The organism is Solibacillus faecavium (assembly GCF_014836905.1).
Classification (GTDB): Bacteria; Bacillota; Bacilli; order Bacillales_A; family Planococcaceae; genus Solibacillus; species Solibacillus faecavium.
The window spans coordinates 417,240-443,420 of sequence record NZ_JACSPZ010000001.1; the positions used below are offsets into that span (position 1 = coordinate 417,240).

The 26,181-nt window shown below is 37.8% G+C and carries 25 protein-coding genes and 1 other annotated feature; all 25 genes read right to left on the reverse strand.

Going from position 1 to position 26,181, the window contains the following annotated elements:
* Positions 1-36: 36 nt before the first annotated feature.
* Positions 37-2,802, reverse strand: coding sequence for an isoleucine--tRNA ligase (ileS, locus tag H9635_RS02095; protein WP_191698483.1), 2,766 nt, complete (start codon positions 2,800-2,802; stop codon positions 37-39).
* 257 nt (positions 2,803-3,059) lie between these two features.
* Positions 3,060-3,279: a binding site (T-box leader), on the reverse strand.
* A gap of 67 nt (positions 3,280-3,346) precedes the next feature.
* A complete protein-coding gene (locus H9635_RS02100; RefSeq protein WP_191698484.1) occupies positions 3,347-3,892 on the reverse strand; it encodes a DivIVA domain-containing protein in 546 nt (181 codons plus the stop codon).
* Positions 3,893-3,988: 96 nt separating this feature from the next.
* Positions 3,989-4,777, reverse strand: a complete 789-nt coding sequence (locus tag H9635_RS02105) for a YlmH family RNA-binding protein (protein WP_191698485.1) — start codon at positions 4,775-4,777, stop codon at positions 3,989-3,991.
* A gap of 142 nt (positions 4,778-4,919) precedes the next feature.
* Entirely contained in the window at positions 4,920-5,180 is a 261-nt protein-coding gene (locus H9635_RS02110; RefSeq protein ID WP_191698486.1) for a YggT family protein, read from the reverse strand.
* Between the two features lie 22 nt (positions 5,181-5,202).
* Complete coding sequence (locus H9635_RS02115) at positions 5,203-5,739, reverse strand: cell division protein SepF (RefSeq protein WP_191698487.1); 537 nt, start codon at positions 5,737-5,739, stop codon at positions 5,203-5,205.
* Positions 5,740-5,751: 12 nt separating this feature from the next.
* Complete coding sequence (locus tag H9635_RS02120) at positions 5,752-6,420, reverse strand: YggS family pyridoxal phosphate-dependent enzyme (RefSeq protein WP_191698488.1); 669 nt, start codon at positions 6,418-6,420, stop codon at positions 5,752-5,754.
* Positions 6,421-6,495: 75 nt separating this feature from the next.
* The gene (locus tag H9635_RS02125; protein ID WP_191698489.1) at positions 6,496-6,735 is read right to left on the reverse strand and encodes a PRC-barrel domain-containing protein; all 240 of its coding nucleotides are present in this window, start codon (positions 6,733-6,735) and stop codon (positions 6,496-6,498) included.
* Between the two features lie 107 nt (positions 6,736-6,842).
* Positions 6,843-7,613 (reverse strand): RNA polymerase sporulation sigma factor SigG, encoded by a 771-nt coding sequence (gene sigG / locus H9635_RS02130; protein WP_191698490.1) that lies wholly within the window; start codon positions 7,611-7,613, stop codon positions 6,843-6,845.
* Positions 7,614-7,703: 90 nt separating this feature from the next.
* On the reverse strand, positions 7,704-8,414 hold the full coding sequence (gene sigE / locus H9635_RS02135; RefSeq protein ID WP_191698491.1) for an RNA polymerase sporulation sigma factor SigE: 711 nt from the start codon (positions 8,412-8,414) through the stop codon (positions 7,704-7,706).
* A 16-nt stretch (positions 8,415-8,430) separates the two neighbouring features.
* Entirely contained in the window at positions 8,431-9,249 is an 819-nt protein-coding gene (locus tag H9635_RS02140) for a sigma-E processing peptidase SpoIIGA (RefSeq protein WP_191698492.1), read from the reverse strand.
* Positions 9,250-9,434: 185 nt separating this feature from the next.
* Positions 9,435-10,592 (reverse strand): cell division protein FtsZ, encoded by a 1,158-nt coding sequence (ftsZ, locus tag H9635_RS02145; RefSeq protein WP_191698493.1) that lies wholly within the window; start codon positions 10,590-10,592, stop codon positions 9,435-9,437.
* 40 nt (positions 10,593-10,632) lie between these two features.
* The gene (ftsA, locus tag H9635_RS02150) at positions 10,633-11,928 is read right to left on the reverse strand and encodes a cell division protein FtsA (RefSeq protein ID WP_191698494.1); all 1,296 of its coding nucleotides are present in this window, start codon (positions 11,926-11,928) and stop codon (positions 10,633-10,635) included.
* A 113-nt stretch (positions 11,929-12,041) separates the two neighbouring features.
* Positions 12,042-12,395 (reverse strand): small basic family protein, encoded by a 354-nt coding sequence (locus H9635_RS02155; RefSeq protein ID WP_191698495.1) that lies wholly within the window; start codon positions 12,393-12,395, stop codon positions 12,042-12,044.
* Between the two features lie 14 nt (positions 12,396-12,409).
* Positions 12,410-13,117: a DUF881 domain-containing protein gene (locus tag H9635_RS02160; protein ID WP_191698496.1), complete on the reverse strand. Its 708-nt coding sequence runs from the start codon at positions 13,115-13,117 to the stop codon at positions 12,410-12,412.
* 23 nt (positions 13,118-13,140) lie between these two features.
* Entirely contained in the window at positions 13,141-13,881 is a 741-nt protein-coding gene (locus tag H9635_RS02165; protein ID WP_191698497.1) for a DUF881 domain-containing protein, read from the reverse strand.
* A complete protein-coding gene (locus H9635_RS02170) occupies positions 13,871-14,722 on the reverse strand; it encodes a cell division protein FtsQ/DivIB (RefSeq protein WP_191698746.1) in 852 nt (283 codons plus the stop codon). The genes H9635_RS02165 and H9635_RS02170 overlap by 11 nt, the downstream gene beginning before the upstream one ends.
* Positions 14,723-14,729: 7 nt before the next feature.
* Entirely contained in the window at positions 14,730-15,824 is a 1,095-nt protein-coding gene (gene ftsW, locus H9635_RS02175) for a putative lipid II flippase FtsW (RefSeq protein WP_191698747.1), read from the reverse strand.
* Positions 15,825-15,830: 6 nt separating this feature from the next.
* Positions 15,831-17,183, reverse strand: coding sequence for a UDP-N-acetylmuramoyl-L-alanine--D-glutamate ligase (gene murD / locus H9635_RS02180; RefSeq protein ID WP_191698498.1), 1,353 nt, complete (start codon positions 17,181-17,183; stop codon positions 15,831-15,833).
* Positions 17,180-18,154 (reverse strand): phospho-N-acetylmuramoyl-pentapeptide-transferase, encoded by a 975-nt coding sequence (mraY, locus tag H9635_RS02185; protein ID WP_191698499.1) that lies wholly within the window; start codon positions 18,152-18,154, stop codon positions 17,180-17,182. The genes murD and mraY overlap by 4 nt, the downstream gene beginning before the upstream one ends.
* Positions 18,155-18,295: 141 nt before the next feature.
* A complete protein-coding gene (locus H9635_RS02190) occupies positions 18,296-20,212 on the reverse strand; it encodes a penicillin-binding transpeptidase domain-containing protein (protein WP_191698500.1) in 1,917 nt (638 codons plus the stop codon).
* A gap of 59 nt (positions 20,213-20,271) precedes the next feature.
* Complete coding sequence (locus H9635_RS02195; protein ID WP_450097563.1) at positions 20,272-22,500, reverse strand: penicillin-binding protein; 2,229 nt, start codon at positions 22,498-22,500, stop codon at positions 20,272-20,274.
* Positions 22,497-22,877, reverse strand: coding sequence for a cell division protein FtsL (ftsL, locus tag H9635_RS02200; protein WP_191698502.1), 381 nt, complete (start codon positions 22,875-22,877; stop codon positions 22,497-22,499). Before ftsL ends, H9635_RS02195 begins: the two co-directional genes overlap by 4 nt.
* 3 nt (positions 22,878-22,880) lie before the next feature.
* Complete coding sequence (gene rsmH, locus H9635_RS02205) at positions 22,881-23,831, reverse strand: 16S rRNA (cytosine(1402)-N(4))-methyltransferase RsmH (protein WP_191698503.1); 951 nt, start codon at positions 23,829-23,831, stop codon at positions 22,881-22,883.
* A 26-nt stretch (positions 23,832-23,857) separates the two neighbouring features.
* The gene (gene mraZ / locus H9635_RS02210; protein ID WP_191698504.1) at positions 23,858-24,289 is read right to left on the reverse strand and encodes a division/cell wall cluster transcriptional repressor MraZ; all 432 of its coding nucleotides are present in this window, start codon (positions 24,287-24,289) and stop codon (positions 23,858-23,860) included.
* 176 nt (positions 24,290-24,465) lie between these two features.
* Positions 24,466-26,082: a bacillithiol biosynthesis cysteine-adding enzyme BshC gene (gene bshC, locus H9635_RS02215; protein ID WP_191698505.1), complete on the reverse strand. Its 1,617-nt coding sequence runs from the start codon at positions 26,080-26,082 to the stop codon at positions 24,466-24,468.
* Positions 26,083-26,181 lie beyond the last annotated feature (99 nt).

The window sequence follows — 26,181 nt, forward strand, 5'->3', positions numbered from 1 at the left end:
CGCCATTACCTTATCGGCAACAGCGTTCTAACTTTTTTATACGTAATAGTCTTCTACAACATCCGCACAGCGTTTACATAATGTTGTATGTGATTCGCTCGTACCTACTGTTTCTGAAATTGTCCAGCAGCGCTCACATTTTTCACCGTCTGCTTTTTCTACTACTAAAGCTGTTTTCTCTAGAACTAAAGCTTCTTCCGGTGCATTTTCTTTACTGCCGGCGATAAAGAATTGAGAAACGATAGAAAGCTGTGCAAAGTCGATATTTGCATCATTTAACAATTCGATTGTTTCACTATCTGCATAAACTGAAATTTTTGCTTCTAATGATTTACCGATCGTTTTAGCATTACGTGCCTCTTCTAACGCCTTTAATACTTCATTTCTTACTACAATTACTTTCGCCCACTTCGCACGTAATTCGGCAAAGTTTTCTTGCTCCACAGCTTCAGGGAAGTCTGTTAATTGGACAGATTGTGGTTTGCCTTCGAATTCGATGTAGCTCCATAATTCTTCTGTAGTATGTGGAATAATTGGAGTTAATAATTTTACTAACGCCATTAATGTGTCATACATTACTGTTTGCATAGCACGACGGTATTTATTATCTTTTCCTTCGATATATACAACGTCTTTTGCAATATCTAAATAGAAAGAAGATAACTCGATCGCTACGAAGTTATTCACTGTTGTATAAACTGTAGAGAAATCATAACGGTCATATGCAGCACGGACTGTTTTGATCACATCTTGTAAACGCATATACATATATTGATCCATTTCACGTAAATCTTCATATGCCACACGGTCAGTCAGTTCGTTGAAGTCTGTAACGTTACCGTGCAGGAAGCGTAGTGTATTACGCACTTTACGGTATGTTTCAGAAACTTGTTTCAGCATATCCATTGAAATACGAACATCACCCGTATAATCAACAGATGCTACCCACATACGAATAATATCGGCACCATATTGCCCCATAACTTTGATTGGATCAATCGTGTTTCCTAGTGATTTGGACATTTTGCGTCCTTCACCGTCTAATACGAAGCCATGTGTTAATAGACCTTTATATGGTGCATGACCATTAATGGCAACAGATGTGATTAGTGACGAGTTGAACCAGCCACGGTGTTGGTCGGAACCTTCCAAATAAAGGTCTGCCGGATATTTCATACCGCGTTCAGCAAGTACACCTTGGTGAGATGAACCTGAGTCGAACCAAACATCCATAATGTCATTTTCTTTTGTAAATTTACCGTTCGGGCTACCTTCATGTGTAAAGCCTTCCGGTAATAAGTCTTTCGCCTCGCGCTGGAACCAAATATTTGAACCGTGCTCACGGAATAATTTTGAAACATGTGCAATCGTTTCAGGTGTAATAATTGGTTCGCCGTTTTCTGCATAGAAAATCGGAATTGGTACACCCCATGCACGTTGACGGGAAATTACCCAGTCACCACGGTCACGAATCATATTGTAAAGACGTGTTTCACCCCATGCAGGTGTAAAATCAGTTGCAGAAACTGCATCTAATAACTCGTTACGGAACATTTCTACAGATGCGAACCATTGTGGTGTTGCACGGTAAATTACTGGTTTTTTTGTACGCCAGTCATGTGGGTATGAGTGTTGGAATTTAGAAACGCTTAATAACGCGCCTTCTTCCTTTAATTTTTCAATTACAATTGGATTAGCTTTTTCATAGAATAACCCTTCAAAGCCAGGTGCTTCGTCCGTATAGCAACCACCGTTATCTACTGGTGATAAAATATCCAAGCCGTATTGTTTACCTACTTGATAGTCATCTTCACCATGTCCTGGTGCTGTGTGTACACATCCAGTACCAGCTTCAGCCGTTACGTGCTCACCAACCATTACTAATGAATCGCGTTTATAAATTGGGTGCTCAGCTACAATCATATCAAGGTCTGCGCCTTTTACTTCTTGAACAATTTGCGCATCTTCCCAACCGAATGTAGAAGCTAATTTATCTAATAAATCTTTTGCTACGATATATTTGCCGCCATTTGCTTCTACTACAGCATATGTGAATTCCGGATTCACTGAAATCCCTAAGTTTGCTGGAATTGTCCATGGTGTTGTTGTCCAAATAACAAATTTTGCATCTGCAGGAACAACTCCTTTTCCATCTTTAATACCAAATGCCACGTAGATTGAATACGACTCAACATCTTTATATTCAATTTCCGCTTCTGCAAGTGCAGATTCAGAAGATGGTGACCAGTAAACTGGTTTTAAACCTTTGTAAATATAGCCTTTTTCAGCCATTTTACCGAAAACTTCAATTTGGCGTGCTTCGAATTCCGGTTTTAATGTGATATAAGGATTTTCCCAATCACCACGTACACCTAGGCGTCGGAATTGACCCTTTTGGTTTTCCACTTGTTCATAAGCATATTTTTCACAAAGCTGACGGAATTCTGCTACCGACATCTCTTTACGCTTAACACCTTTATTTGTTAACGCCTGCTCGATTGGTAAACCGTGTGTATCCCACCCTGGAATATAAGGCACATGGAAACCTGTCATCGATTTTTGACGATTGATCATGTCTTTTAATACTTTGTTTAATGCATGCCCGATATGGATATCACCATTGGCATATGGAGGACCATCATGTAATACATAATGTGGACGATCTTTTGTGCGCTCTAACACCAATTTATTGATGTCCATTTCATCCCATTGTGCCTGAACTTGCGGCTCCTTCGTTGGTAATCCTCCGCGCATCGGGAAGTCGGTTTTCGGCATTAATAACGTATCTTTATACTCTACCATTTAAAATTCCTCCTAATTATCTTATTGATTGCTGATTACTGATTGTTGATTTCCATTCCGGGTCGGGGGCCAACACGATGTTGGTCACGAATGCGTTGTCACAGGACGTGACGATTTTAGCATTCGTTCCATCTCCCCTCCATTCCAATCAACGTTTAAGCAAATGATTTAGCATTCTATATTAATCCTAATTTTTTTAACGCTCTTAAGGATTTGGATACTTTTTAAACAACAAAAAAGCCCCTCCATCCCTTATAAAAAGGGACGAGGAGCATTAGTCTCGTGGTACCACCCTAAATTCGCTAAAAATATAGCCTCATTAGACACTGTAACGTCGTGTTCTACGAAATAGCTTACTCAATTTCAGCTATTTAGCTCAGGAGTGATTTTCATTTTAACCTGCTTCGTTCGAGCTCCCACCGTCCTCGAATCGCTAAACCACAATGTTAAATTTACTGTCTCCGTCAACGCATGATGCATTATACATCCTATTCATTATTTTTCAGTATATGAAAAGGCTAGATGAAATGTCAAGCCCCCACTATTAATAGACCGCATTTTCATCATTTTGACTATCTTCATTTGTCTCATGACGATTATTATTCTGTATTTCTGTTAAATCGACATCATATTCTAACAAACGATCCCAATCATCCGTATTTAACAAATCTAGCTGAGCTTCTACCAGCATTTTAAAACGATTACGGAAAACTTTAGATTGCTTTTTTAATTCGTCAATTTCAATTGCAATTTTTCGTGCTTTTGTTAAGGCATCATTTACAATACGATCTGCATTTTTCTCGGCTTCTTTGACAATTAATTTTGCCTCTTTTTCTGAGTTGCGACGTACTTCACCCGCAGCCTCCTGTGCAACGATAATCGACTTTTGTAATGTGTCTTCCAAAGAATTATAATGATTCATTTGAGTAGACATCATTTTCACTTTCTCTTCCAGATCCTTTTTCTCACGCAAAATAATTTCATAGTCTTTAATAATCTGATCTAAAAACTCATTTACTTCGTCTTCAGCGTATCCACGGAATCCACGCGTAAATTCTTTATTATGTATATCAAGAGGGGATAATGGCATATCGTTCTACTCTCCTTTTTTTACGTATGTTCTTAAGAGTATTATAATCGTTTCTCTAATGAATAACATCATATTTCCCCAAAAACAGTTGAAAATTTATACTTTTTGCTCTAAACGTCCTACTTGCAAACGTATTTTATCTTTTTTCGTTCGCCCTTCTGTCATAATGACTTTCATGCGTCCATAGCCGCGCGCAGAAATAATATCCCCTTCCTGTAATTCGAAGGCAACCGCTTCACGCACTGTCCAATTTACTTTCACTTTGCCGGCCTGAATTAAACTTTGCGACTTTTGACGTGAAATATTTGTAATTGTTGCAAGTACAACATCTAAACGCATCGAAGATACTGTGTGTGAACTTTCACTCCATTGTTCCTCATTTAGAATATATGGTGTATCAGGGTTTACTACTTCCGCATGCACCTTTACTTTGCCAATTCCCGATAAATTTGCTCTTACATAATCAGCTATTTCTGTCGCCAATGCAAATTGTACGGTATTTTCACTAAGTCGTATATCCCCAAACTTTCCACGATCCAAGCCAATGGACAAAAGTGCACCTAATACATCAGGATGGCGGAGCTGCACGAATTTTGATGGATAACTTAACGAATAAACTTCTATTTGAAAATCTGATTCTTCCGGCTGTAAATAGGAAGGGGCAATCAACATGCGCTTGCGCTCTGCCTCTTCAAAAACTCCTTCTGTAAACACTTGAAGATCTTCCGATTGCTGAATGATGGATTGCACGATAAATCGTTGTCGCGGATCTAAAAAATCAGTCAGCTTTGGGGCGTAACGATCCTCTACTTCACGTTGCCAACCGATTACCTGCTCAATAAATGGTTGCTCATCTTTGCGGAAATGTTGTATTAAATGCTCCATCATTATGCCTACTTTCTTATAGAATATCTTTCTATTTTTTCCACTTTTCTTTTAAATTAAACTTCTCGTTAAAACATTAATTGTATATTTCATTATTAAAATAAAGAAAACTCCTACATTGGCAGGAGTTCTTGCAACTATATTATAAGAAAAATGCTAGTACGCTATAAACGCCGCGCTCAATAAATACTAATGCAAATAAACCTACAATTGGTGATATATCAATCATGCCAATCGGTGGAATAAACTTACGGAAGAATCCTAAATACGGTTCACATACTGTTTCAAGGAAACGACCCACGGCTGAATCTTGTAGCGCTGGAATCCAAGACATTAATATGTAACCAATCAGCATAAAACGATACACAAGAAATGCTGTTTGTACAATTGAAAATATAATCATTTTTTTACCTCACAAAATTTAATTACTCAAACGTTAAATTAGAAATTTCTCCGGATACTTCTACATTTTCTGGTGTACATAAGAAAATATCATTTCCAATACGTTGAATATCTCCACCTAAAGCATACACTGTTCCACTTAAAAAATCGATAATTCGTTTCCCTTGGTCACGATCGATTCGTTGTAAATTAACTACGGTAGCGCGCTTGTTTTTTAAATGTTCCGCGATATCCTGCGCTTCAGCATATACTCTAGGCTCTATTAAAACAAGTTTTGAATTTTTTGATGACGATGCAGCCTGTAAGCTCACAACATTGTTATGATTTTGCGTAACAACTTCATTGCGTGGTGGTTGCTGTTGCATTTTACGCTCCTTTTTCATTCGATTTTGAATGAGTTGTGGTTGTTGTTTTTGCCCTGAATCCTGGTAATATTGCTGTGAATCACTGTGTACAGCTTTTGGTACTTGTTTTTGCGATGTTTGCGTTTGAGCTTGATCATATTCTTCTTCCAATTCTTCTAAATAGAAGAATTTATCAAAAATGTTTTTAATGCTCACATTAAACCCTCCTTAACCAACAAGAGCTGTTCCAATCCTAACAAATGTCGCCCCTTCTTCAACTGCAATTTCGTAGTCATTTGACATGCCCATCGATAATTCAGTACAAGGTACATTTGGTATGTTCAATTGTGACATTTCCTGTTGCAATTGTTTTAACTGTTTAAACACTTGTCTTATAACGGTTTCGTCTTCTGTAAAAGGAGCCATTGTCATTAAACCCACTACTATAATCTTTGAAAATTGCTCAAGTTGCTTCACAAAATCCAGCGCTTGCTGCTTCGTTAAGCCATGTTTCGATTCCTCTCCCGAAACATTCACTTGTATAAAACATTTCACAGCTTTTGTAGCTCTTTTTTCAATTTCCTCAGCTAAGCTTAAACGATCAAGTGAATGTAAATAGTCGATATCATTGATGACTTGTTTAACTTTTCTCGTCTGCAGGGAGCCAATATAATGCCAGGAGACATTTGAATTTATAGATTGTAATTTATTCATTAAGCCTTCAGGGCGATTTTCTCCCAAGTTTGTTAGCCCGGCTTCTATAGCCTCTTTAGTACGAGCGATATCTACTTCTTTTGTCACTGCGATAATATTTACTGTTTGATCTGTATTTGCTCGTTGTTTAGCGTTTACTATTTGATTTTGAATATTTAATAGATTTTCTTCGATTTTCGCCACTTTTTTCCCAACTTTACAACAATAGTTTCTTACATTGTATCAAGGCACACTGGAATTTTCAATGAATAGGGTGAACTAATCATCGTATGATTTCACTAATATAACATCTTTCCCAACTGTGAGTATATGACTAAAAGCAATCTTCTTTACTAACTCTTCCCCTTGAAATAAATGGTAAAACTTTTTTGGAGGAGATATTATAAAGGCCGTGATGACCCCTTCCTTTTCATCCACTTCTGCGTCCACAATATACCCTATAAATTTTCCACTTGTCGCTTCAATAATTTCCTTCTCCTGAACGGTTGAAAAACGCATTCCTCCATCCTCTCTTTGAAATTTAAATTACTTTCGAATAAAGTATTTGAATATAGAATAAAAGGACAGCCCTACAAGTTGGACAGTCCCTCATCATTTCTATCTATTTAACGAAAATCACGTTTCATCATTTCTACTGCACTTTTTTCCAATCTTGAAATCTGAGCCTGTGAAATACCTAAAGATTGGGCAATTTCAGTTTGTGTTTCACCTAAGAAAAAGCGTTTTTCTATAATCATTTTTTGTCTACTATTTAATTTTTTCATGCTTTCTTGCAGTGAGATTGAACCGACCCAATGTTCCTCCGTCACTTTATCTTTGATCTGATCGATCATAAATATAGCATCACCGCCATCAGAATAAATAGGCTCCTGCAATGACATCGGGTCCTGAATTGCATCCAGTGCAAATAGTACATCTTCTTTTTTCATCTCAATAGCATGAGCTAATTGCTCGATAGTTGGCTCTGTTAAATTTTCTGCAATAAATTGCTCCTTCGCTTTCATCGCTTTGTATGCAATATCTCGCAGTGATCTGGAAACACGCAATGCATGGTGATCCCTTAAATGACGGCGAATTTCTCCCATAATCATCGGTACAGCATATGTCGAAAATCGGACATTATGCTTTAAATCAAAATTATCAATTGCTTTCATTAAGCCAATGCAACCTACCTGAAATAAATCATCCGCCTGTTCACCACGATATGCATAGCGACCGACAATGCTGAGCACTAACCGTAGATTGCAAAATACCAATTGCTCACGAACAACCAATTCCCCTTGCTGTAATCGGATAAATAAATCTTTCATTTCATCTGGCTTTAGTACTGGTAATGTTGATGTATCTACACCACATAATTCCACTTTTGTACGCATACAACTTCACCTTCCGAACTTGATTGTCTTTTGTCTTTTCAATCATTTTGTCCGAATTGTCCATTGCTATGCGCGCCAAAATTAACCATCTTATGCAATTGGTTCGTTTAAATATTCCCGTAAATCTAAAATGATTTTTTTCTCTAATCTAGAGATATATGATTGCGATATGCCTAAATGATCTGCTACTTCCTTTTGCGTCATTTCGTCTTTCCCGTTTAATCCAAAACGGCATTCCATAATGTATTTTTCTCTTGGAGTTAGTTGATTAATGGCATTGAACATGTGCTGACGTTCAATTTTACGTTCTACGTCTAATGTAATAATATGTTCCTCAGTACCTAGTATGTCTGATAGTAATAATTCATTGCCATCTGCATCAGCATTTAACGGCTCATCAAAGGAAACTTCGCCTTTCATACGGCTCGTCTTACGTAGATGCATTAAAATTTCATTTTCAATACAGCGTGATGCATATGTGGCTAATTTTATATTTTTATCTAAATTAAATGTTTCAATTGCCTTAATAAGCCCAATTGAACCTATGCTAATTAAATCCTCTATCGGTGTGCTAGTATTATCAAAACGTCTTGCAATATAAACGACTAAACGTAAATTTCTTTCAATTAACATATCTCTGGCATGCAAGTCACCATTCATAAAGGCTTCGACTACGACAACTTCTTCTTCTCTAGTTAATGGAATAGGCAATGAATCATGTCCCCCTATATAGTATGTCCCTTTTTTTCTTCTAAAGTAGCTCAGTATGTTTAAAATTATCGATTGAATTTTTTTAAGCAATATCGATCCTCCCTTATTAATTCGTTAGGACAAACACATGTGCAATCATTTGGGCATTTTGCGGAAAGCGCGCATCATTTTTCGTAAAAACAACATAGTGGTTTGAATACGCTTTATCGCCAACACTAATCGAGGCACGGAAAGCTGGTACAAGTACTGTGCCTTTTTGTACCGTGGTAATCGGAACTATACGTATTCGTTTTTGTACTTCTTTTGAAAACATTGTCAATGAGTAAGGCTCCTGTTCGTTCCATGCAAGCAAACATTTGTTAAACTCCTCGGATAACATAGATTGAACGGTTTTAAATGAAATAAAATGTACGGGTGCTTGGCTAAAAGGTTCCGTGCATTCATTCCCTGTATCGATATACGTTAATAGCTCTAATTGCATATCCAGTAATTCAACTTTACTAGTTGTCACATAACGACTTTGTGCAACTTGCTGCAATTTTTGAAACCAGCCTTTTCTCATTACTGTCAAACTAATACATACTATGCCGAAACATATAAAAATATATGCGAAAAATGGAGATGCAAGCAAAAATGGCTGTAATGCTGTTAATAATCCACCAGCGAGCAAAGTAGCAATCAATATCCACTTGCCTTGCTCATAAAATATTTTCCATTTAAATGAAAAAGCAATACCTAATAGTAAGATGAAACTTACAAGTAACATAAAGATGTTTCCCATAAATAACACAGCAATCATCGCACTACAAAAGGCTGCTAAAATTAATCTCCAAATTGGAATGATGGCGTTAGTCATAGTTGCTGTAAATTTTAGTAATACGAGATTCATTAAAAAGTTCATTAAAAGAATCCATTCTGCATACATGTATTGTCCTCCTAAAACAAGATTATCAAAGCAAATGCGAGATTTTTGTCTAACCGTTGCAGTAAAACCCAATAATCGTATGACATAGTATTACTTCATTCAAAAGCATTCGACAAAAAAAGCTAGCTTAACGTTTCCATTTCGAAACGTTAAACTAGCTTTTATATTGTATATTGGATTGATAATTAGCGATTGCGACGATTACGTAAAAACGTCGGAATATCCAGCGCATCATCCTGTTGATAGTTTGTTTGCTGTTGTTGTTGCTGCTGTTGACGCGGCGCTTCCTGTTGTACCGGTTCTTGCATACGTGAAGGTTGCTGTTGTGTCGCAGCTTGTTGGCGCGCTCCAATTGACGGACGCACAGGCTGTGGTTTTTGGACAATAAAGTCGTCAGAGAACCCTGTTGCGATTACAGTAACAATTATTTCATCATTTAAGTTGTCATTAATAACAGAACCGAAAATCATATTAACCTCTTCATCTGAAGCTAATTGTACGATATCTGCTGCTTCCTGAACTTCAAATAAACTTAAGTTCGTACCACCTGTGATGTTCATAATAACGCCTTTTGCTCCATCGATCGATGTTTCAAGCAATGGAGAAGAAATGGCCTTTTTCGCTGCTTCTACTGCACGGTTTTCACCAGCAGCAATACCAATACCCATCAATGCCGAACCTTTATCAGACATGATTGTTTTCACGTCAGCAAAGTCCAGGTTGATTAAACCAGGTGTAGCGATTAAATCCGAAATACCTTGTACACCTTGACGCAATACATTGTCCGCCTCACGGAAGGCTTCCAGCATCGGTGTTGATTTATCAACAATTTGTAATAATTTATCGTTTGGTATCACGATTAATGTATCAACGGCTTCCTTCATAGAAGTAATCCCGCCAATAGCCTGAGTTTGACGTTTACGGCCTTCAAATGTGAATGGACGTGTTACAACACCTACTGTTAATGCACCTAAATCACGTGCAATAGAAGCGATTACTGGTGCTGCACCTGTACCTGTACCTCCGCCCATTCCAGCAGTTACGAATACCATATCTGCTCCGCGCAATACTTCTTCCAGCTGCTCACGGCTTTCTTCAGCGGCTTTTTTTCCTACTTCCGGATTGGCACCTGCGCCAAGTCCTCGCGTTAATTTTCCGCCAATCTGTAATTTATATTCTGCTTTTGATAGATTTAAAGCTTGTGCATCTGTATTAACAGCAATAAAATCTACACCTTGTACACCATGCTCTATCATGCGGTTGACAGCATTGTTACCGCCCCCACCAACGCCGATTACTTTAATAACGGCTAATTGGTCCATATCCGTTTCGAATTCTAACATACACTTCTCCTCCTAATTATTCACGTCATTCATTTTCGTATTAATCGAAAAATTTGTTTAATAGGTTTTTTGCGCGATCAATCACACTTACTTTATTTGCGCTTTCTACTCTCTCCGGCCCATTTGCTTGTTTTTTAGAAGGAGTTGATTGAGTAGGATAAGGTGCTACATATGAAGAAGGGTCTACCGGCTCACTTCTTCCGTAAAAATCGTCTTCTGCATTTGCGTATCGTATTAAACCAACCGAAGTTGTAAAGGCCGGTTCACGAACACCGATATAATCAGGCGTATAAATACGAACTCGCGTCAGCATAATTTGACGTGCCAGTTGGGCAATGCCCTCCAGCTGTGCTACTCCACCAGAAATCACTATACCACCAGGTAAATCCTGTACACCCATTCGAGCTAATTCATCTAAAACTAATTCAAATAACTCTTCTAAACGTACACCGATAATTTCCGAGATATAGCGTTGGCTATATTGATCTGTTGTATCTGTTCCAACAACAGGTACATCAAATAGTTGCTCATCTGAAGCATCATCATAAAAAGCATGTCCATACTGCTTTTTAATTTTTTCAGCTTGTTCAGTAGGTGTTTTTAGTACAATCGATAAATCTTTTGTAATATGATCTCCACCGACTGGTATAACTGCCGTATTCTTCAGTAAACCATCCTGGAATACAGCAACCGTTGTGGAGCCGCCACCTAAATCTATATAAGCCGTTCCTTGGTTTTTCTCGTCTTCCGTTAGCGCAAAGTTTCCTGCTGCCAATGGTTGTAAATAAATTTCACGAATTTGCAAACCTGCACGTTCTACACATCTTAATACATTATGTACAAGCGTCTTTGAGGTTGTAATCATCGTTGCATCCATCTCTAAGCGAATACCAATCATTCCGCGCGGGTCCTTAATTTCATCCAAGTTATCTACTATAAATTGTTTAGGAATTAAGTTTACTAGCTCTCGCTCTGGTGGAATCGACATAACTTGTGCAGAGTCAATTACCCGTGCCAAATCATCATCCGTAATTTCACGGTCTTCACCATTTACCGCCACTACTCCCTTTACAGGCTGTAAAATGGTTTGATTTGCTGGTACACCGAGCACTACTTCCTCTATTTTTATACCAGTCATTCGTTCTGCTTGGTCCACAGCTTTTTTTATCGATTGTACAGTTGCATCTATATCAACAATTGCACCTTTTCTTATACCAGTTGATTTCACATGACCTACACCAATTACGTGCAATTGATCATCGTTCATTTCTCCGATTAGGACCTTTATAGAAGAGGATCCAATATCGAGCGAGACATATATTTCTTGATGATTCAACTTCTGCACCTCCTTCGATTACTCCTATAGTTTATTCTATTGTAAATTTACATGATTGTCTAAGTAAAACGATAAATTGTAATGATATTTTAACGTGATTGTTATGAGTTTTCCTACTTATTATGTTTTCTATTTTCAAATTTTGTCAAAATCAGCCTGCGAATTACCGCAATATTTTGAAATAGTCGTACTCCAAAGGCAAAAATTGCAGCTAAATACAAATCTACACCTATATGAACGCCTAAAAAAGCCAATCCTGCTGCTAAAATTATATTAAAGAAAAACCCTGAAATAAATACTTTATCGTCATATACTTGTTGTAATTGTGCGCGAATTCCGCCGACCATCGTATCGAGAGCAGCTAGTACAGCAATTGATAAATAGTTTTCATAGACAGATGGAATTTGAATATCTGTTAAAATACCCAATACCACACCAAATATAAGTCCTAAAAGTGGTAACCACATATTCGCATCCCCTTCTATTTCTCAGTTAAATAATTACTTTTTTGTACGGTTACGACTGAGTTTATTCGTACATTTTTTTCTGCTTCATGAATTGTCAATACAAGATTGTCGATGTAGAATTCATCCTGAAATGAAGAAGCCAATAAATGATTCTTTAACTTTTCAGCTTGCTCATAAGTGGGTGTTATCACATTTATTTCTATATTAGTTTCCCCTATCGGCTCACTATTTATAGTTGTTTGTCCGTTAATATCACGAATGGCGGTATTATAGGTCAACCTTTTGTCATCAATTTCAATTGCATGTGCATTACTACGGTATAAATCGTTAACAAGGCGAATTAATAATTCAGGGGATACAGGCTTGATTTCATAACCAAAGTCTATTAGCTCCTGTGAAGGTTCGACGCTCAATGTCAAACCTGGTCCGCTTATTGGTAAAATACCTGCACGCTCTTTTAAATTATTTACTGTTTGTTCTAATAAAATTTCAGGATTATTAAATTCCTTATCTTCGTATTTACTTACTGTTTCAGACAGGTCGCTAATTGCTGTCAGAAGCTCTGAATGCCGCTCCTGTTCCACTGAAAGTTGTTGACGTATTTCCCATATATCTACTGTGTTACGTTCAGCCGGGCTTTGAACAGTGTTGTATTGCACCGCCAGCATAAAGCCAATGATGAACGAGATCATCGTAATATTACGGTACATTTTTTTCGTCATCATCTTCCCTCCGATATTATGCCTTACTCATCGCTGATAGTTTTCATTTCTATTAAGTCGCTTTTTTCTACAGTCACGACAATTTGTTCATTGATCAACTGGTCAAATACCCCACCTGACAATTCCAACGAGGAGACTAACACCTCTTGGTTACCTACTGCTTCTACTACAAATGGTGCTGGATACTGTTGCCCATCGACCGTAATAACCGGTCCGTTACAAATAATATACGAATTCGGTTTTAACCGCTGTCCGTTTATTGATATGGCCTCAGCCCCAGCAATTTTCAGCTCATTTAATAATTTAAATATGTGACTTTCGTGAACAATATACTCATTTGGATTCGTTGTATTGGAATTATAATCACCATCTCGAAGCGTAACTTTAATGCCTTGTCCTACTCCAGCCGATAACCCTAATAATAATCGTAATTGTTCTGCATCCTGCCGATTTTGTTCATATTGAGCCTCATTAGAGGAAAATTGCTTTTCATATGCACGAATTTTATCTTCCAATTGCGCAAGTTCCTCTGCCAACTCTTTGTTGCGTTCCTTTTTTGCAATTAAATCTTCCCTATATTGATTTTCTTGCTCAAATTGTGGAGAGGCAGAACTTAGCGTACGCTTGTCCTTTGATAAATTATAAGAAAAACCGATTATAAAACCGGTTATTATACATACTATTAGTAAAGCAATATATTTACGAGACAACAATATTGATTTTTTCTTAGGTTGTTTTTTGTTGTTGTTTTCGCTATTCATCATTTTCTACTTCCAGTTGCCCCCCTTCTTCGACCTCCGCACTGCCTTCATCATTTAGATCCAGGTTTTCTGAATCCTTGTCAACTAAAGAATATTCATCTGAAAAAGGTCTGTAGTAAGAACCAACTTCAATATCTACAACCCCTTTTTCAAATGCTTCCTCATTTTCGATTTGGGCAACGATTGACGGATAGTAATTGAGCTTTTCGGCTAGAGTATTCGCATCTGCCCGAACTTCATAACCATCATTCATATAAAGCGTTATCGAATAGGGATCGGCTTCGGAAGGGTTTGCATTGATTTGAGATATAAGTGACAATACCTCAGGCTTCAATTTTGCAAGCTCCTTTAATAACTTTTTCCGTAAAGACTCATCTTCAAATTTCAAAAAAATTGGCGCATCGATTGGAACAATTGCATTGGGTTCATTAAAAACAACCCCATTATCAAGCATGGGGTAAAATTCCCCATCCTTTGATATATAGGCAACTTTTTGCCATTCCTCGACAGTGATTTCAACTTCATTTAAAAACTTCCGTCGTACCTCTACAGACTTTACCCATTCATGCTGAGCAATCTTTTGCTGCACATCCGGAATTTTAAATCCCCATAAGGAATCATCAATATTTAGATTCGTCTGTTCAATATAAAATGTGTCTTCTTTAAGTTGTGCACCCTTTATATTGATTTTTTTAATATCACTATAAGGTAATTGAAAATAAAGAAGTATCATGATGACGAAAAGAAATACCGTAACTAATGCAAGAAATTTTAAATTTGTACGGCGTCTTCTACGTTTTTTCATAGTAGGTACGCGCTCTGTAATATCGATTATCTTTTCCATCATCTGTCTACTCCTTTCTTTTATCATTTGAAAGATTCAAAATGAGCGCTACGGTAACCCATATTACGACTAACGAAGTCCCCCCATAGCTTATAAATGGCAATGTTACACCTGTTACGGGTAATAAATTAATGACAACCCCGATATTAAGACCTGCCTGGACAGCAATCATCGTTGTTAATCCGCATATTGCATAAAAGTGAAAAACATGATCACACTGTAAAGCCAATCGATAACCAAATACTAAAAAGCACGCAAAAATAAGCAGTAGTCCCATTCCACCAACAAGTCCGATTTCTTCTAAAATAATTGCGAAAATAAAATCATTCTGCGGTTCTGGTAAATATAAATACTTTTGTCTGCTTTTTAATAAGCCATGTCCAAATAATCCTGCGGGACCTATTGCAAATAAGGATTGTACTGCCTGGAATCCACTACCCAAAGGATCGGCCCATGGATTGATAAATGCTTCAATACGTTTTAGCCGGTATGGGGCGGCAATGATTAACCCGACCAATCCAGCCATTCCTAGACTTATTAGAACGACATATAGGCGTAACGGATATTGAGCAATAAAAAATACAATTAAAACGACGACGACTAAAATGAATACAGCACCAAAATCCGGTTGTAGCATAATAAGAGCGGATGGAATCATTAAAATCATAAAATGTTTCCATTGAACAATTCGTTCATACGATTTCCGCTGTGATAACAATGCGCTAATATAAATAATTGTGGTCACTTTGGCGATTTCAGCAGGTTGAACAGTTAATGGACCTATGCCAATCCAGCTTTGTGAGCCATTTCTAACGATTCCGATACCAGGAATCATTACTGCAACAAGTAACACTAACGAGACAATATAGAGCATACCCCATATTTTTTGACTTCTTAATAATTCCCAATTCATCATTGCTATGCAAATAAATAGCGCAATAATAAAATAAATGGCCTGCTTTTGGTAAAATGGGGTTTGTCCAGTATAGTGAACATTACCCCAATATGTACCAGCAGAAAAAATAAAGACTATACCTATAATCGACAAAACGATTGCACTTATAAAAAAATATTGTTGTAACTTTTGCGACAGTGTAACTATCCTTTCTTATGAAAGTTTCATAACACGATCAATAAATAAGTCGCCACGAATTTCAAAGCTCGCATGTTGATCCCAACTTGCACATGCAGGTGACAATAAAATGATGTCACCTTCCTCAGATATTTTTGCCCCGTAACCGACTGCATCCTCTACATCAATTGCACGTACGATATTTGTAATGCCACATGACTTTGCAAATTCAATTAAGCGAAGTGCAGTTTCCCCAAATGCGACAACTGCTTTTACGCGTGTCATTTCCTTACGAAGCTCTTCAAATGAATGCCCACGATCCAATCCACCGGCCAACAAAACAATTGGACTGTTAAAGGCTGCTAAAGCGCTTTTTGTTGCGAGTACATTCGTTGCCTTTGAATCATTATAAATTTTTCGCCCTTGCCATTCTCGTACAAATTGTGTACGGTGGCGAACACCTGCAAAGGTTGCAAGTACTTCCTGAATCGCTTCAATCGGACAGTTTTGCAGCTTAGCGGCCGCAACGGCACATAAAATATTTTCTAAATTATGATCACCGGGTAATACAATTTGTTCACGACTTAATATCGCTTCTCCGTACCAGTAAATATTTTTTTCATCTGCACTAATGCCATGATCTGATCGGCCTTTTGTAGTGAAAGGTATTAGTTGAGCTTTTGACTTACTTGTATATTCAGCAACAATTTGCTGATCCGCATTATAAATAAAATAGTCATCGCTCGTTTGATTGCGTGTTACACCAAATTTAGCTTCTGCATATTCCTCAAATGTCCCATGATAATCTAAATGGGCTTCATAAAGATTTGTTAAAATGGCAATGTGTGGTCGGAAAGTACGTGTACCCATTAATTGGAACGAGGATAATTCAGTTACAATAACTTCATCCTCACTTGCTTCTGCTGCAACGCCACAAGCCACAGTTCCGATATTCCCGGCAATTAACGGCTTTAACTGACCAGCTTTTAACATTTCATAAAGTAAAGTCGTTGTCGTCGTTTTACCATTTGAACCCGTAATACCGATGAAAGGTGCTTCACTTACTAAATAAGCAAGTTCCATTTCTGTAATGACTGGCAAACCCTTTTCAATAGCATCTGCAATAATCGGGTTTGTATAGGGAATACCTGGATTTTTAACGACAAGTTCAAACCCTTCATCCAACAAATCCTCTGGATGCCGTCCGCAAATCACCGTAATTCCTTTTGATAATAGCTCTTGCGCCTCGGGATTTGCATCAAATGGTTTTGCATCATTTACTGTTACAAATGCTCCTAATTGATGAAGTAGCTCAGCTGCCGCAACTCCACTTTTTGCTAAACCTAACACTAGTACTTTTTTTGATTGCAATCCTTCATACTCCCTCATAATAACGCCTCCGCTAAAACTGCTATAAGTGCTACGACACAACCAGTCGACCAAAATACAATAACTACTTTCCATTCAGACCATCCTGATAATTCAAAATGATGATGAATAGGACTCATTTTAAAAATACGTTTTTTACGAAGTTTATAACTTCCTACCTGTAAAATAACCGACAATGTTTCAATGACGAATACAAGACCGATTAATAATAACAACAGCTCTTGCTTTACTAAAACAGAAATCATTGCCAATGCACCACCAAGCGCAAGAGATCCTGTATCACCCATAAATACTTTTGCCGGGTTTGCATTGAAAATTAAAAAGCCAAGTAGAGCACCTGTTACAGCAAATGCAAATAGCGCAATATCGGCCTGCTCATTAAACAGTGCAATCACACCGAATGCTGCAAACGCGATGGAAGCCGTACCTGATACAAGTCCGTCTAAGCCATCTGTTAGATTGACTGCATTTGAAAACCCTACTAACCAAAAAATTAAGAAACCTACATACAAGATTCCTAAGTCTATGGATATATCTGTATATGGAATACCTACAGATGTGTCAAAAGATCCTAAACGTAACAGTAAGAATGCTGCGATCGCAATTGCGATTTGGCCAATTAACTTTTGTAGTGAAGTTAATCCTAAATTACGTTTAAAAATAACTTTTAATCCATCATCCAAAAAGCCAATTACCCCAAATCCAACTAAAACAAGTAATAGTACAACCGTTTGTGTTGTAAATAAGTCAAAAATTATTGCGACAACAATTGTCGAAATTATAATAGCTAATAAGAAAATTAATCCACCCATTGTAGGTGTCCCAGCTTTTTTCATATGGGATTGAGGTCCTTCTTCTCGTATGCTTTGCCCGAACTTCAATCTTCGTAAAAGCGGTATACCCATTGGTGCTAAAATGACCGTCAATAAAAATGATGAAAAAAGTATGGTCAATGTTGTTGATAATGTCATAATATATCTCCTTTAAAACTTCTGTCTGGATATGATGGATCGTTTGATTTTTCAACGGTTTGTATCTGATATGTTATTGTGAAAAAACAACCCTCACTATAATAGTTGTTTTAGATGAATTTTAAAAGGCTGAAATCCAATTTAATTTCCTAAATATAAATGAACAATGTCGGTTTGAAGAATCTGGCTATCAGGCGGTGGAACTTGCTCGATTATTTCATTTCCTTCTCCATGCCATTGAATTCTATAAGGATACAAATTCGGTATAACCTTTTCCTTTGTCAACCCAACAAAATTTGGTATGCGCTCTGTCAATTCATCGCCCCAAACGTAGTTTCGTTCTATTTGATTCTCTTGCTTTTCTATATTGTACAGTGGTGCCGCGTCTTCGATAATACGCCCGACAATCGGTGCAGCAATTACACTACCAAACTGCAATGAACTTTTCGGGTTATCTACCGCTACATAAACAATAATTTCCGGATCATTCGCAGGTGCAAAACCGATGAAAGAAACGATATAATCTCCATCCTTATAACGGCCATTTTCAACCTTTTGGGCAGTCCCAGTTTTTCCTGCAATACGTAATCCATCCCGGAAAGCTTGACGACCGGAACCTTTCGCTACAACTAGCTCTAAAGCATGACGAACTTTCTCCGAGGTTTCCTCACTAACTACCTGTGCTTTCACTTCAGGTTTCTGCTCCATAATCACTTCATTGGTATTTCCATCCAAAATTTTCGCTACAGTATATGGTTTATATAGTGTGCCGCCATTAACAGCTGCTGCAACAGCCTGCATTTGTTGGATTGGCGTTACGGAAACACCTTGACCAAAGGACGTAGTAGCGTGCTCTACCGGACCAAATGCCTCTTTTGAAAACAGTATTCCTGAAGATTCTCCTGCTATATTAGAACCTGTTTTTTTACCAAATCCAAATCGATGGATATAATCGAGTAATTTATCCGAGCCGATTCGTTGACCAAGCTCGACAAATCCAGGGTTACAGGAGTTTTGGACAACTTCGTAAAACGTTTGGTCTTTATGTCCCTCACGTTTCCAGCAGCGTAAACGTGCTCCTTCAACCATCGTATAGCCTGCGTCATGAAAATGGTCATGTTCCATATCTACAACGCCTTCTTCAATAGCCGCACTTAGAGTAATGATTTTAAATGTTGAACCTGGCTCATACGACATAAATACTGGAAGATTACGATTGTATATACTTGGATCCACTTCCGAAAACTTGGTTGGATCATACGTCGGGAAAGAAGCAAGTGCCAGTATTTCCCCACTGTTCGGATTCATGGCAATAGCCAGCGCCTGATCAGCATCGTATTCCACCATTGCCTGCGACAATTCCCGTTCAACAATCTTTTGGAGCTTTAAATCAATTGTCAGCTGGATTGTTGCTCCATCCTTACCGTTTTTCCATTCATCATCTACATGTTCTAACGTATTTCCTTTTGCATCAGTAAATAATCGAATTGCTGCATTCGAGCTTTTTAATAATTCATTATATTCGTATTCAATTCCTGCTAGCCCTTGATTATCAACACCTGTAAAACCTAAAAAACGCGCCAATAAGTTCCCATGCGGATAGGACCTCACATAATCAACTCCACTGTACAAGCCTGGAATTTGCATTTGTTGGATTGCCACTGCTTGATCATATGAAATATTTTTTGCTTCTGGTGCTATTTTCACTAAAGAAATACGTTGCTCTAATCTTTTTAAAATTTTGGCACGATCTTTGTTCAGCACTTTAGAAATGGCATCTGCTACATATTCTTTATCTTCGTTTTGCGATGGCATGAAGTACAACGTTGGCGCTAATTCATTCGAAACGATGACTTCTTCGTTTCGATCGGTAATTTTCCCTCGCTCCGCATGGAATGGAATTTCCCGGTCCCAATTCTCTTTCGCCATTGTCGAAAGCTTATCGTACTGAATCACTTGAACGGACACTAACTTAACAAAAATCGCCACGCCGTATACTACTAGTGCGATGGCGATCCATGTTAAGCGTTTTTTTGATTTCGTTGTTACCCACTTCATATTATGACACCTCACCTAAAATAGCGTATGTTATAAATGAAGTTTGTATTCAACTCTCTCTAATCTTGTGGAAGTTCTTCTTCAATTTCTTCGTCTACCATTTCCATATCTTCTGCTGGTGGTGTCGAATGTTTCTCTTCAGGTGTTTTAAGCTTTACTACGATTGGTGCATCGTCAACAATTACTGTCCCTTGGGATATACTCTGACTTTCTACATACCCTTCACCGACAATTTCAATCGGCAGTTTTGACAATGATTTATAGACAAGTAGATTACGTAAAGACCAACTTTCAAATGAAGGTACCGTTATGTCGCCATTTGTTTTTAAAAATACAATACTTCCTTTTGTTAACGAAGTATCGGCAGCCGGAAACTGTTCTGAGATTTCTCCCCCTTGACCGATTAATACCGGTTGTAGCCCTTCTGCCTGTAGTTTGGTCATTACCGAGTCAGTTTGTTGTCCTATATAATTCTCAATTTTGCTCGTTTGCACTTCAGCTACGTCTGCTGGATTTATATTCATGTATTTCAAACTATTTAATATCACAGAGTTAAATACTTGGGATACAGGATCAGAACCGATTTCTGTATCTGCAAGTTTGGGTTTCGCTACGGATATAAACATAACTAGCTCCGGGTCTTCCATAGGTGCCATTCCTAAAAATGAATAAAGGAATTCATTTTTCCCCCAGTCATAACCTACACCACTTGCTTTAGGCATTTGCGCTGTTCCCGTTTTTCCGGCTACTTTATAACCTTCAATTTGGAAACGTTTCGCATTACCTGCTTCCCCATAAACAGTAGAAGCTAAAAGCTCCCTTGCTTTTTTTGCTGTATCTGCAGAAATGGGTTGTCCTTTTTTTGTAGGCTCAGAATCTACTACAATCTCACCTGTATTTGGATTTACTATTTTATCAATGACATATGGTTGCATCATTTCACCGTTATTCGCAATTGCAGTTATTCCTTGAATTAACTGAATTGGAGTAACTGTAGAGCCTTGTCCAAATGTTGTTGTATACTTTTCCAAAGGATAACGGGAGTTAATAATTCCACTTGCTTCATTTGGAAGGTCAATACCCGTTTTTTGTCCGAAGCCAAATTCCTTAATATAGCTCTCGTACGTTTCCCATCCCATAATATCAAGCAAATTTGTCATTGCTGTATTTGATGAGCGTTGAAAGCCTACCAAATAGGAGATTTTCCCCCATCCATACCGATTGTGGTCACGGATAGTATCTTTATAAACTTTATACTGGCCCGACTGGTATTCGGCATTCGGGTACCAATTTCCAGAATCGATTGCTGCTGCAACCGTAAATGCTTTAAAAGTAGAACCTGGCTCAATCGTGTTTTCTATCACATCGTTCAGCCAGTTGCCATCCAATCCTTCACGTGTATCCGGGTTAAATGTTGGCCGTTGTGACATTGCCAATATCTCTCCTGTTTTAGGATTTGCAACGACAGCAACCATTGACTGGGGTTTGTACTGATCATTTACACGGGACATCGCCTCATCCAAAAAATTTTGAATGGTTTTATCGATTGTCAAATAAATGTCATTACCATCTTGTGCATCCTGTATAATTTTATCGCTATTTGGCAATAAATAATTACGAGCATCTCGTTGGTATGACAATTTACCATCTTTACCTGTTAACTGCTCATTATAAATAGATTCAAGCCCCATTTTGCCTACGACAGAGGAATTTCCATTATCATCCGTTTCGCGCAATGCAAAACCGATTAGATGGGATGCGAAGGCACCGTTCGGATAATAGCGCTTTTTGTCGCTATATAAAATAATCCCAGGTAATTTAAGTTCTTCAATTTTCTTTTTTACTTCATGACTGATTCCACGTCCGGCAAGTCCAAATTCAACTTGATATGTGTTTGCTCCAGACTTTGGAGTTAGTCTAGCCAATATTTTTTCTTCATCCATCGGGATAAACTGGGCTAACAATTTGGCTGTTTCCGCCTTATCTACAACATGGCGAGGGTTATTTTTATTTTCTGTTGCAGATTCATTAATCACGGCAACAAGTCGATAACTTAGTGTATCTTCAGCAATTACATTTCCATTGCGATCTAGGATTTTCCCACGGTCTGCCGATAGTACATAACCCGTCTCGTACCTTGCTAAAGCTTCAGCTTCCAACTCATGCCCTTTCACTACCCCTGTAGCCTGTATCGAAACGAAGCGCCAATATAATAGTAAAAAGAGCCCCCCAAAGATTAAAAACATTAGAAAGGCTCCATACTGGTAACGAAATCTTCTCTTTTTCATTCCCCCGGCACTACCTTCACATTTTTCTCATTAAGTGTTAATCCGAGTTCTTTCGCTTTTTCCCAAATACGTTGATGAGTGGAGCGTTCACTTACTTGTACTTTTAAATCAGTATTATTGTTATTTACCTCTGCTATGTCTCGTTCAATTGATTGGATTTCCATACTAAGTGTTTGGATTTCTCCTTGAGTATGTAATATGGAAACAGCGAAAGATGCTACTATGACTGTAAAGATTACGAACAAAAACTTTTCCTGAACAGAAAAAAACTTTAATTTAGGCTTTTTTCTTACGACAGGTTGTCTTTGTTCTTGCTGCTGATGTTGAGGTAGTTCTGGCTGCTGTTGAACATAAACTTGCCTAGCTCTTAATGCCATTTATTACCCACGTCCTTTGTCGTTAATTTTTTCAGCGATGCGCAATTTTGCTGAACGTGAACGATTATTCGCAGCTAACTCCTCGTCTGTTGGTAGAATCGGCTTTCTCGTCACTAATTTAAGAATAGGTTTCATATGTTCCGGGATAACCGGTAATCCATGAGGTAAATCCGGTAATGATGAAGCCTCTTTAAATAGAGTTTTTGTCAAACGATCTTCTAATGAGTGGAATGTAATGACACTAATACGACCGCCAATTTCCAATAAATCGATTGCATCTACTAATGAATCTTCTGCTGCACCTAACTCATCATTTACAGCAATTCGAATTGCCTGGAAGATTCGTTTTGCGGGATGCCCACCTTTTCGACGTGCTGGAGCTGGAATACCATCTTTAATAAGCTCTACCAATTGTCCTGTCGTTTCAATTGGTGCAATTTCACGAGCTTGTTCAATTTTACGCGCAACTTGTTTTGAAAACTTTTCTTCTCCATACCGGAAAAAAATACGAACTAGATTTTCGTAAGACCATTCATTCACTACATGATATGCACTAATTTCTGCCGTTTGGTCCATACGCATATCAAGTGGCGCGTCATGGTGGTAACTAAATCCTCGTTCTGGTGTATCAAGTTGTGGTGATGAGACACCTAAATCATATAAAATTCCATCTACTTGATGTATATTCAGTTTGTGTAATTCCTCTTTTAAATAGCGGAAATTTGAGTGTACGAATATAACACGATCTAAATAATCGGCTAACCGTACTTTAGCGTTTTCAATGGCTATTGTATCCTGATCAAAACAGATCAAACGGCCGTTTTCTGACAATTGCTGTACAAGGTATTCACTATGTCCTGCACCACCTAATGTGCAGTCTACATAAATACCGTCCGGATTGATGTTCAACCCATCAACAGTTTCTTTCAATAATACAGTTGTATGATCGAACATATTTTAAAGCACCTCTTACTTAGTAGTTAAAAATCAAAACCAATTAAATTCTCTGCTATGTCACCAAAAGATTCAGCAGATTGATCAAAGTATTGCTGCCAAGCATCTTTAGCCCAAATCTCAATTTTACTCGATACTCCTAAAACAACGCATTCTTTTTCAAGATTAGCGTACCCGATTAGTGTAGATGGAATGTTAATTCGGCCTTGCTTGTCCACTTCTACCTCTGTTGCACCCGAAAAGAAAAACCGTGCAAAGGCACGAGCATCCTTTTTCGTCATTGGTAAATCTTTTAATTTTTCTTCGAGTTTTCGCCATTCATCCATAGGATATCCAAAAATACATTGATCTAGCCCACGCGTCAGTACAAAGTGTTCGCCAAGCGATTCTCTAAACTTTGCAGGGACAATCATTCGACCTTTTGCATCAATAGAATGTTGATATTCTCCCATGAACATGCTACTCACCCCACTTTAATAAATAATGTACCACATCCCCCCACTTTCCACCACTTATTTCATTACTTCTAATACCAATAAAAATAAATTAAGTAAATGAGCATATTCTCACACATACGTTCGGTGAAAAAAGTCACAAAAAAAGAGTTATCTTCACATGAGATAACTCTTGTTTCTTATAGGACAATAAGATGATGCTGATCTGAAATACTCATAGGTAGTTCCAATAAATCATCAACCAACGTTTCACCATAGGTATTAAGGAATAAATAAGGGTTATAAAACCGTTCTTGATACTGGTTATTTGGATATAATAAAGCTTGGATAGTTTTGTAGTGTCGGATTTCTGTTTCATGCTTATCAATATTTTGCTTCTCGAGCTTCGTTTTCAAATAATCGAATTGTCTTTCATGGTAATTTTTATTCTTTTCTAATAAATCTTCCCCCTGATAGTTTTCAGTTCGTAAATAATCGGTAAGCTCTTCATATTGACGTTGCAATTGCATCTTCATTTGTTCAATGGAAATGTTGAGTCGGTCATCTTTTAAGCTTTCCACAAATTCTTTCATCTTTTGCTCAGATTTATTTGTAAATACATCCGTTATCGATAGCTCTTTTTGCTTCAACAATGTCTCAACTTGACGAGTAACCAATGTCACACTTAATCTCGGTGCGAAAATCGGCATCTGCAGTTGCAATGTCTCAAAAGCAGGCTTTAATGTTGCCCAGTAGGCTAATTCACCAGGACCACCAACGAAAGCTAATACTGGAAGTGCCATTTCCTGCATTAAAGGACGTGTTACAACATTGTTACTTAAACTTTGAGGAGATTCGCTCGCAATAGCTAACAGCTCCTCTTTCGAGAATTTTACAGAAGCTGCACTGTTTTTGAAGAAGTCTTTTTGGCGTTCCAATAAAAAACGCTCTCCTTCTCTAATGTAAAACAAATTCGCGTTTTGCACCGTCGCTTCAATCGGCTTCGGGTATCCTGCTTGAGCTAGCTTTTGTTCTTGAGCAAAAACACCTTTCGCAATTTGTTCATTTTGCTCCACCAATTGTGCAAAATACATTTTTTCATATTGTCTAAACGGCTCAAATGTAGCATCCAACATTAATAAACCATGCTTTTCAAACAAATCATTCATCAATAATGTGAAAAAGTCAGTAAATGTTTTACTATCATTTGCATGCCGCAACACATTTTTCAGTAAATCCTCTGTATATTGTGTTTCTCCAAAGTCTTTAAAAACATTGACTATAAATTGCTCTAGGGCTTCGCCATTCAATTCAGTCGTAGAAGCCATTTTTTTCAGCTTAGAACGTTCACTATAGCCACGCTTTTTCAATTCTCCATTCACCATTGTGTACGTATGATTTATCTCTTCGATGTCATGATCTTCACCAGCAATCCAAAACATAGGTACGACGGGTGTATTTAAAGCTTTTCGTTGCTGTTCGGCAAGTAAAATGACCGAGATCGCTTTATGAACAGAATAAAGCGGTCCCGTTAATAAGCCTGCTTGCTGACCGCCTACTACAACTACAGCACCTTGCTCCAGTTCATTTAAGTAATGATTTGCTTTTTGCGATAAGCCGTATTGTTCCATATAACTGCGTATCACTTGCGCTAATTCTTTTGAGCGGTACGAACGGTTCTTTAAATATTCGATTCTTTTCTCAAAAGATTCCACATTATATTTGTATTCAAAAAATGAATGTATATTAGCACGTTCCGACCAATAATCTTCCAATAGCTTATTCGTCACGGGGGAATGGATTTGTTCTAGCTGCATGAAAATTCTCCTCTACTTCTCTCTTACTCAATTTTAAAACAATCTTATAAATGCTTTACTCTTCTTTTTGCCATTCACCTACAAGCAAAAAGAGGCAGT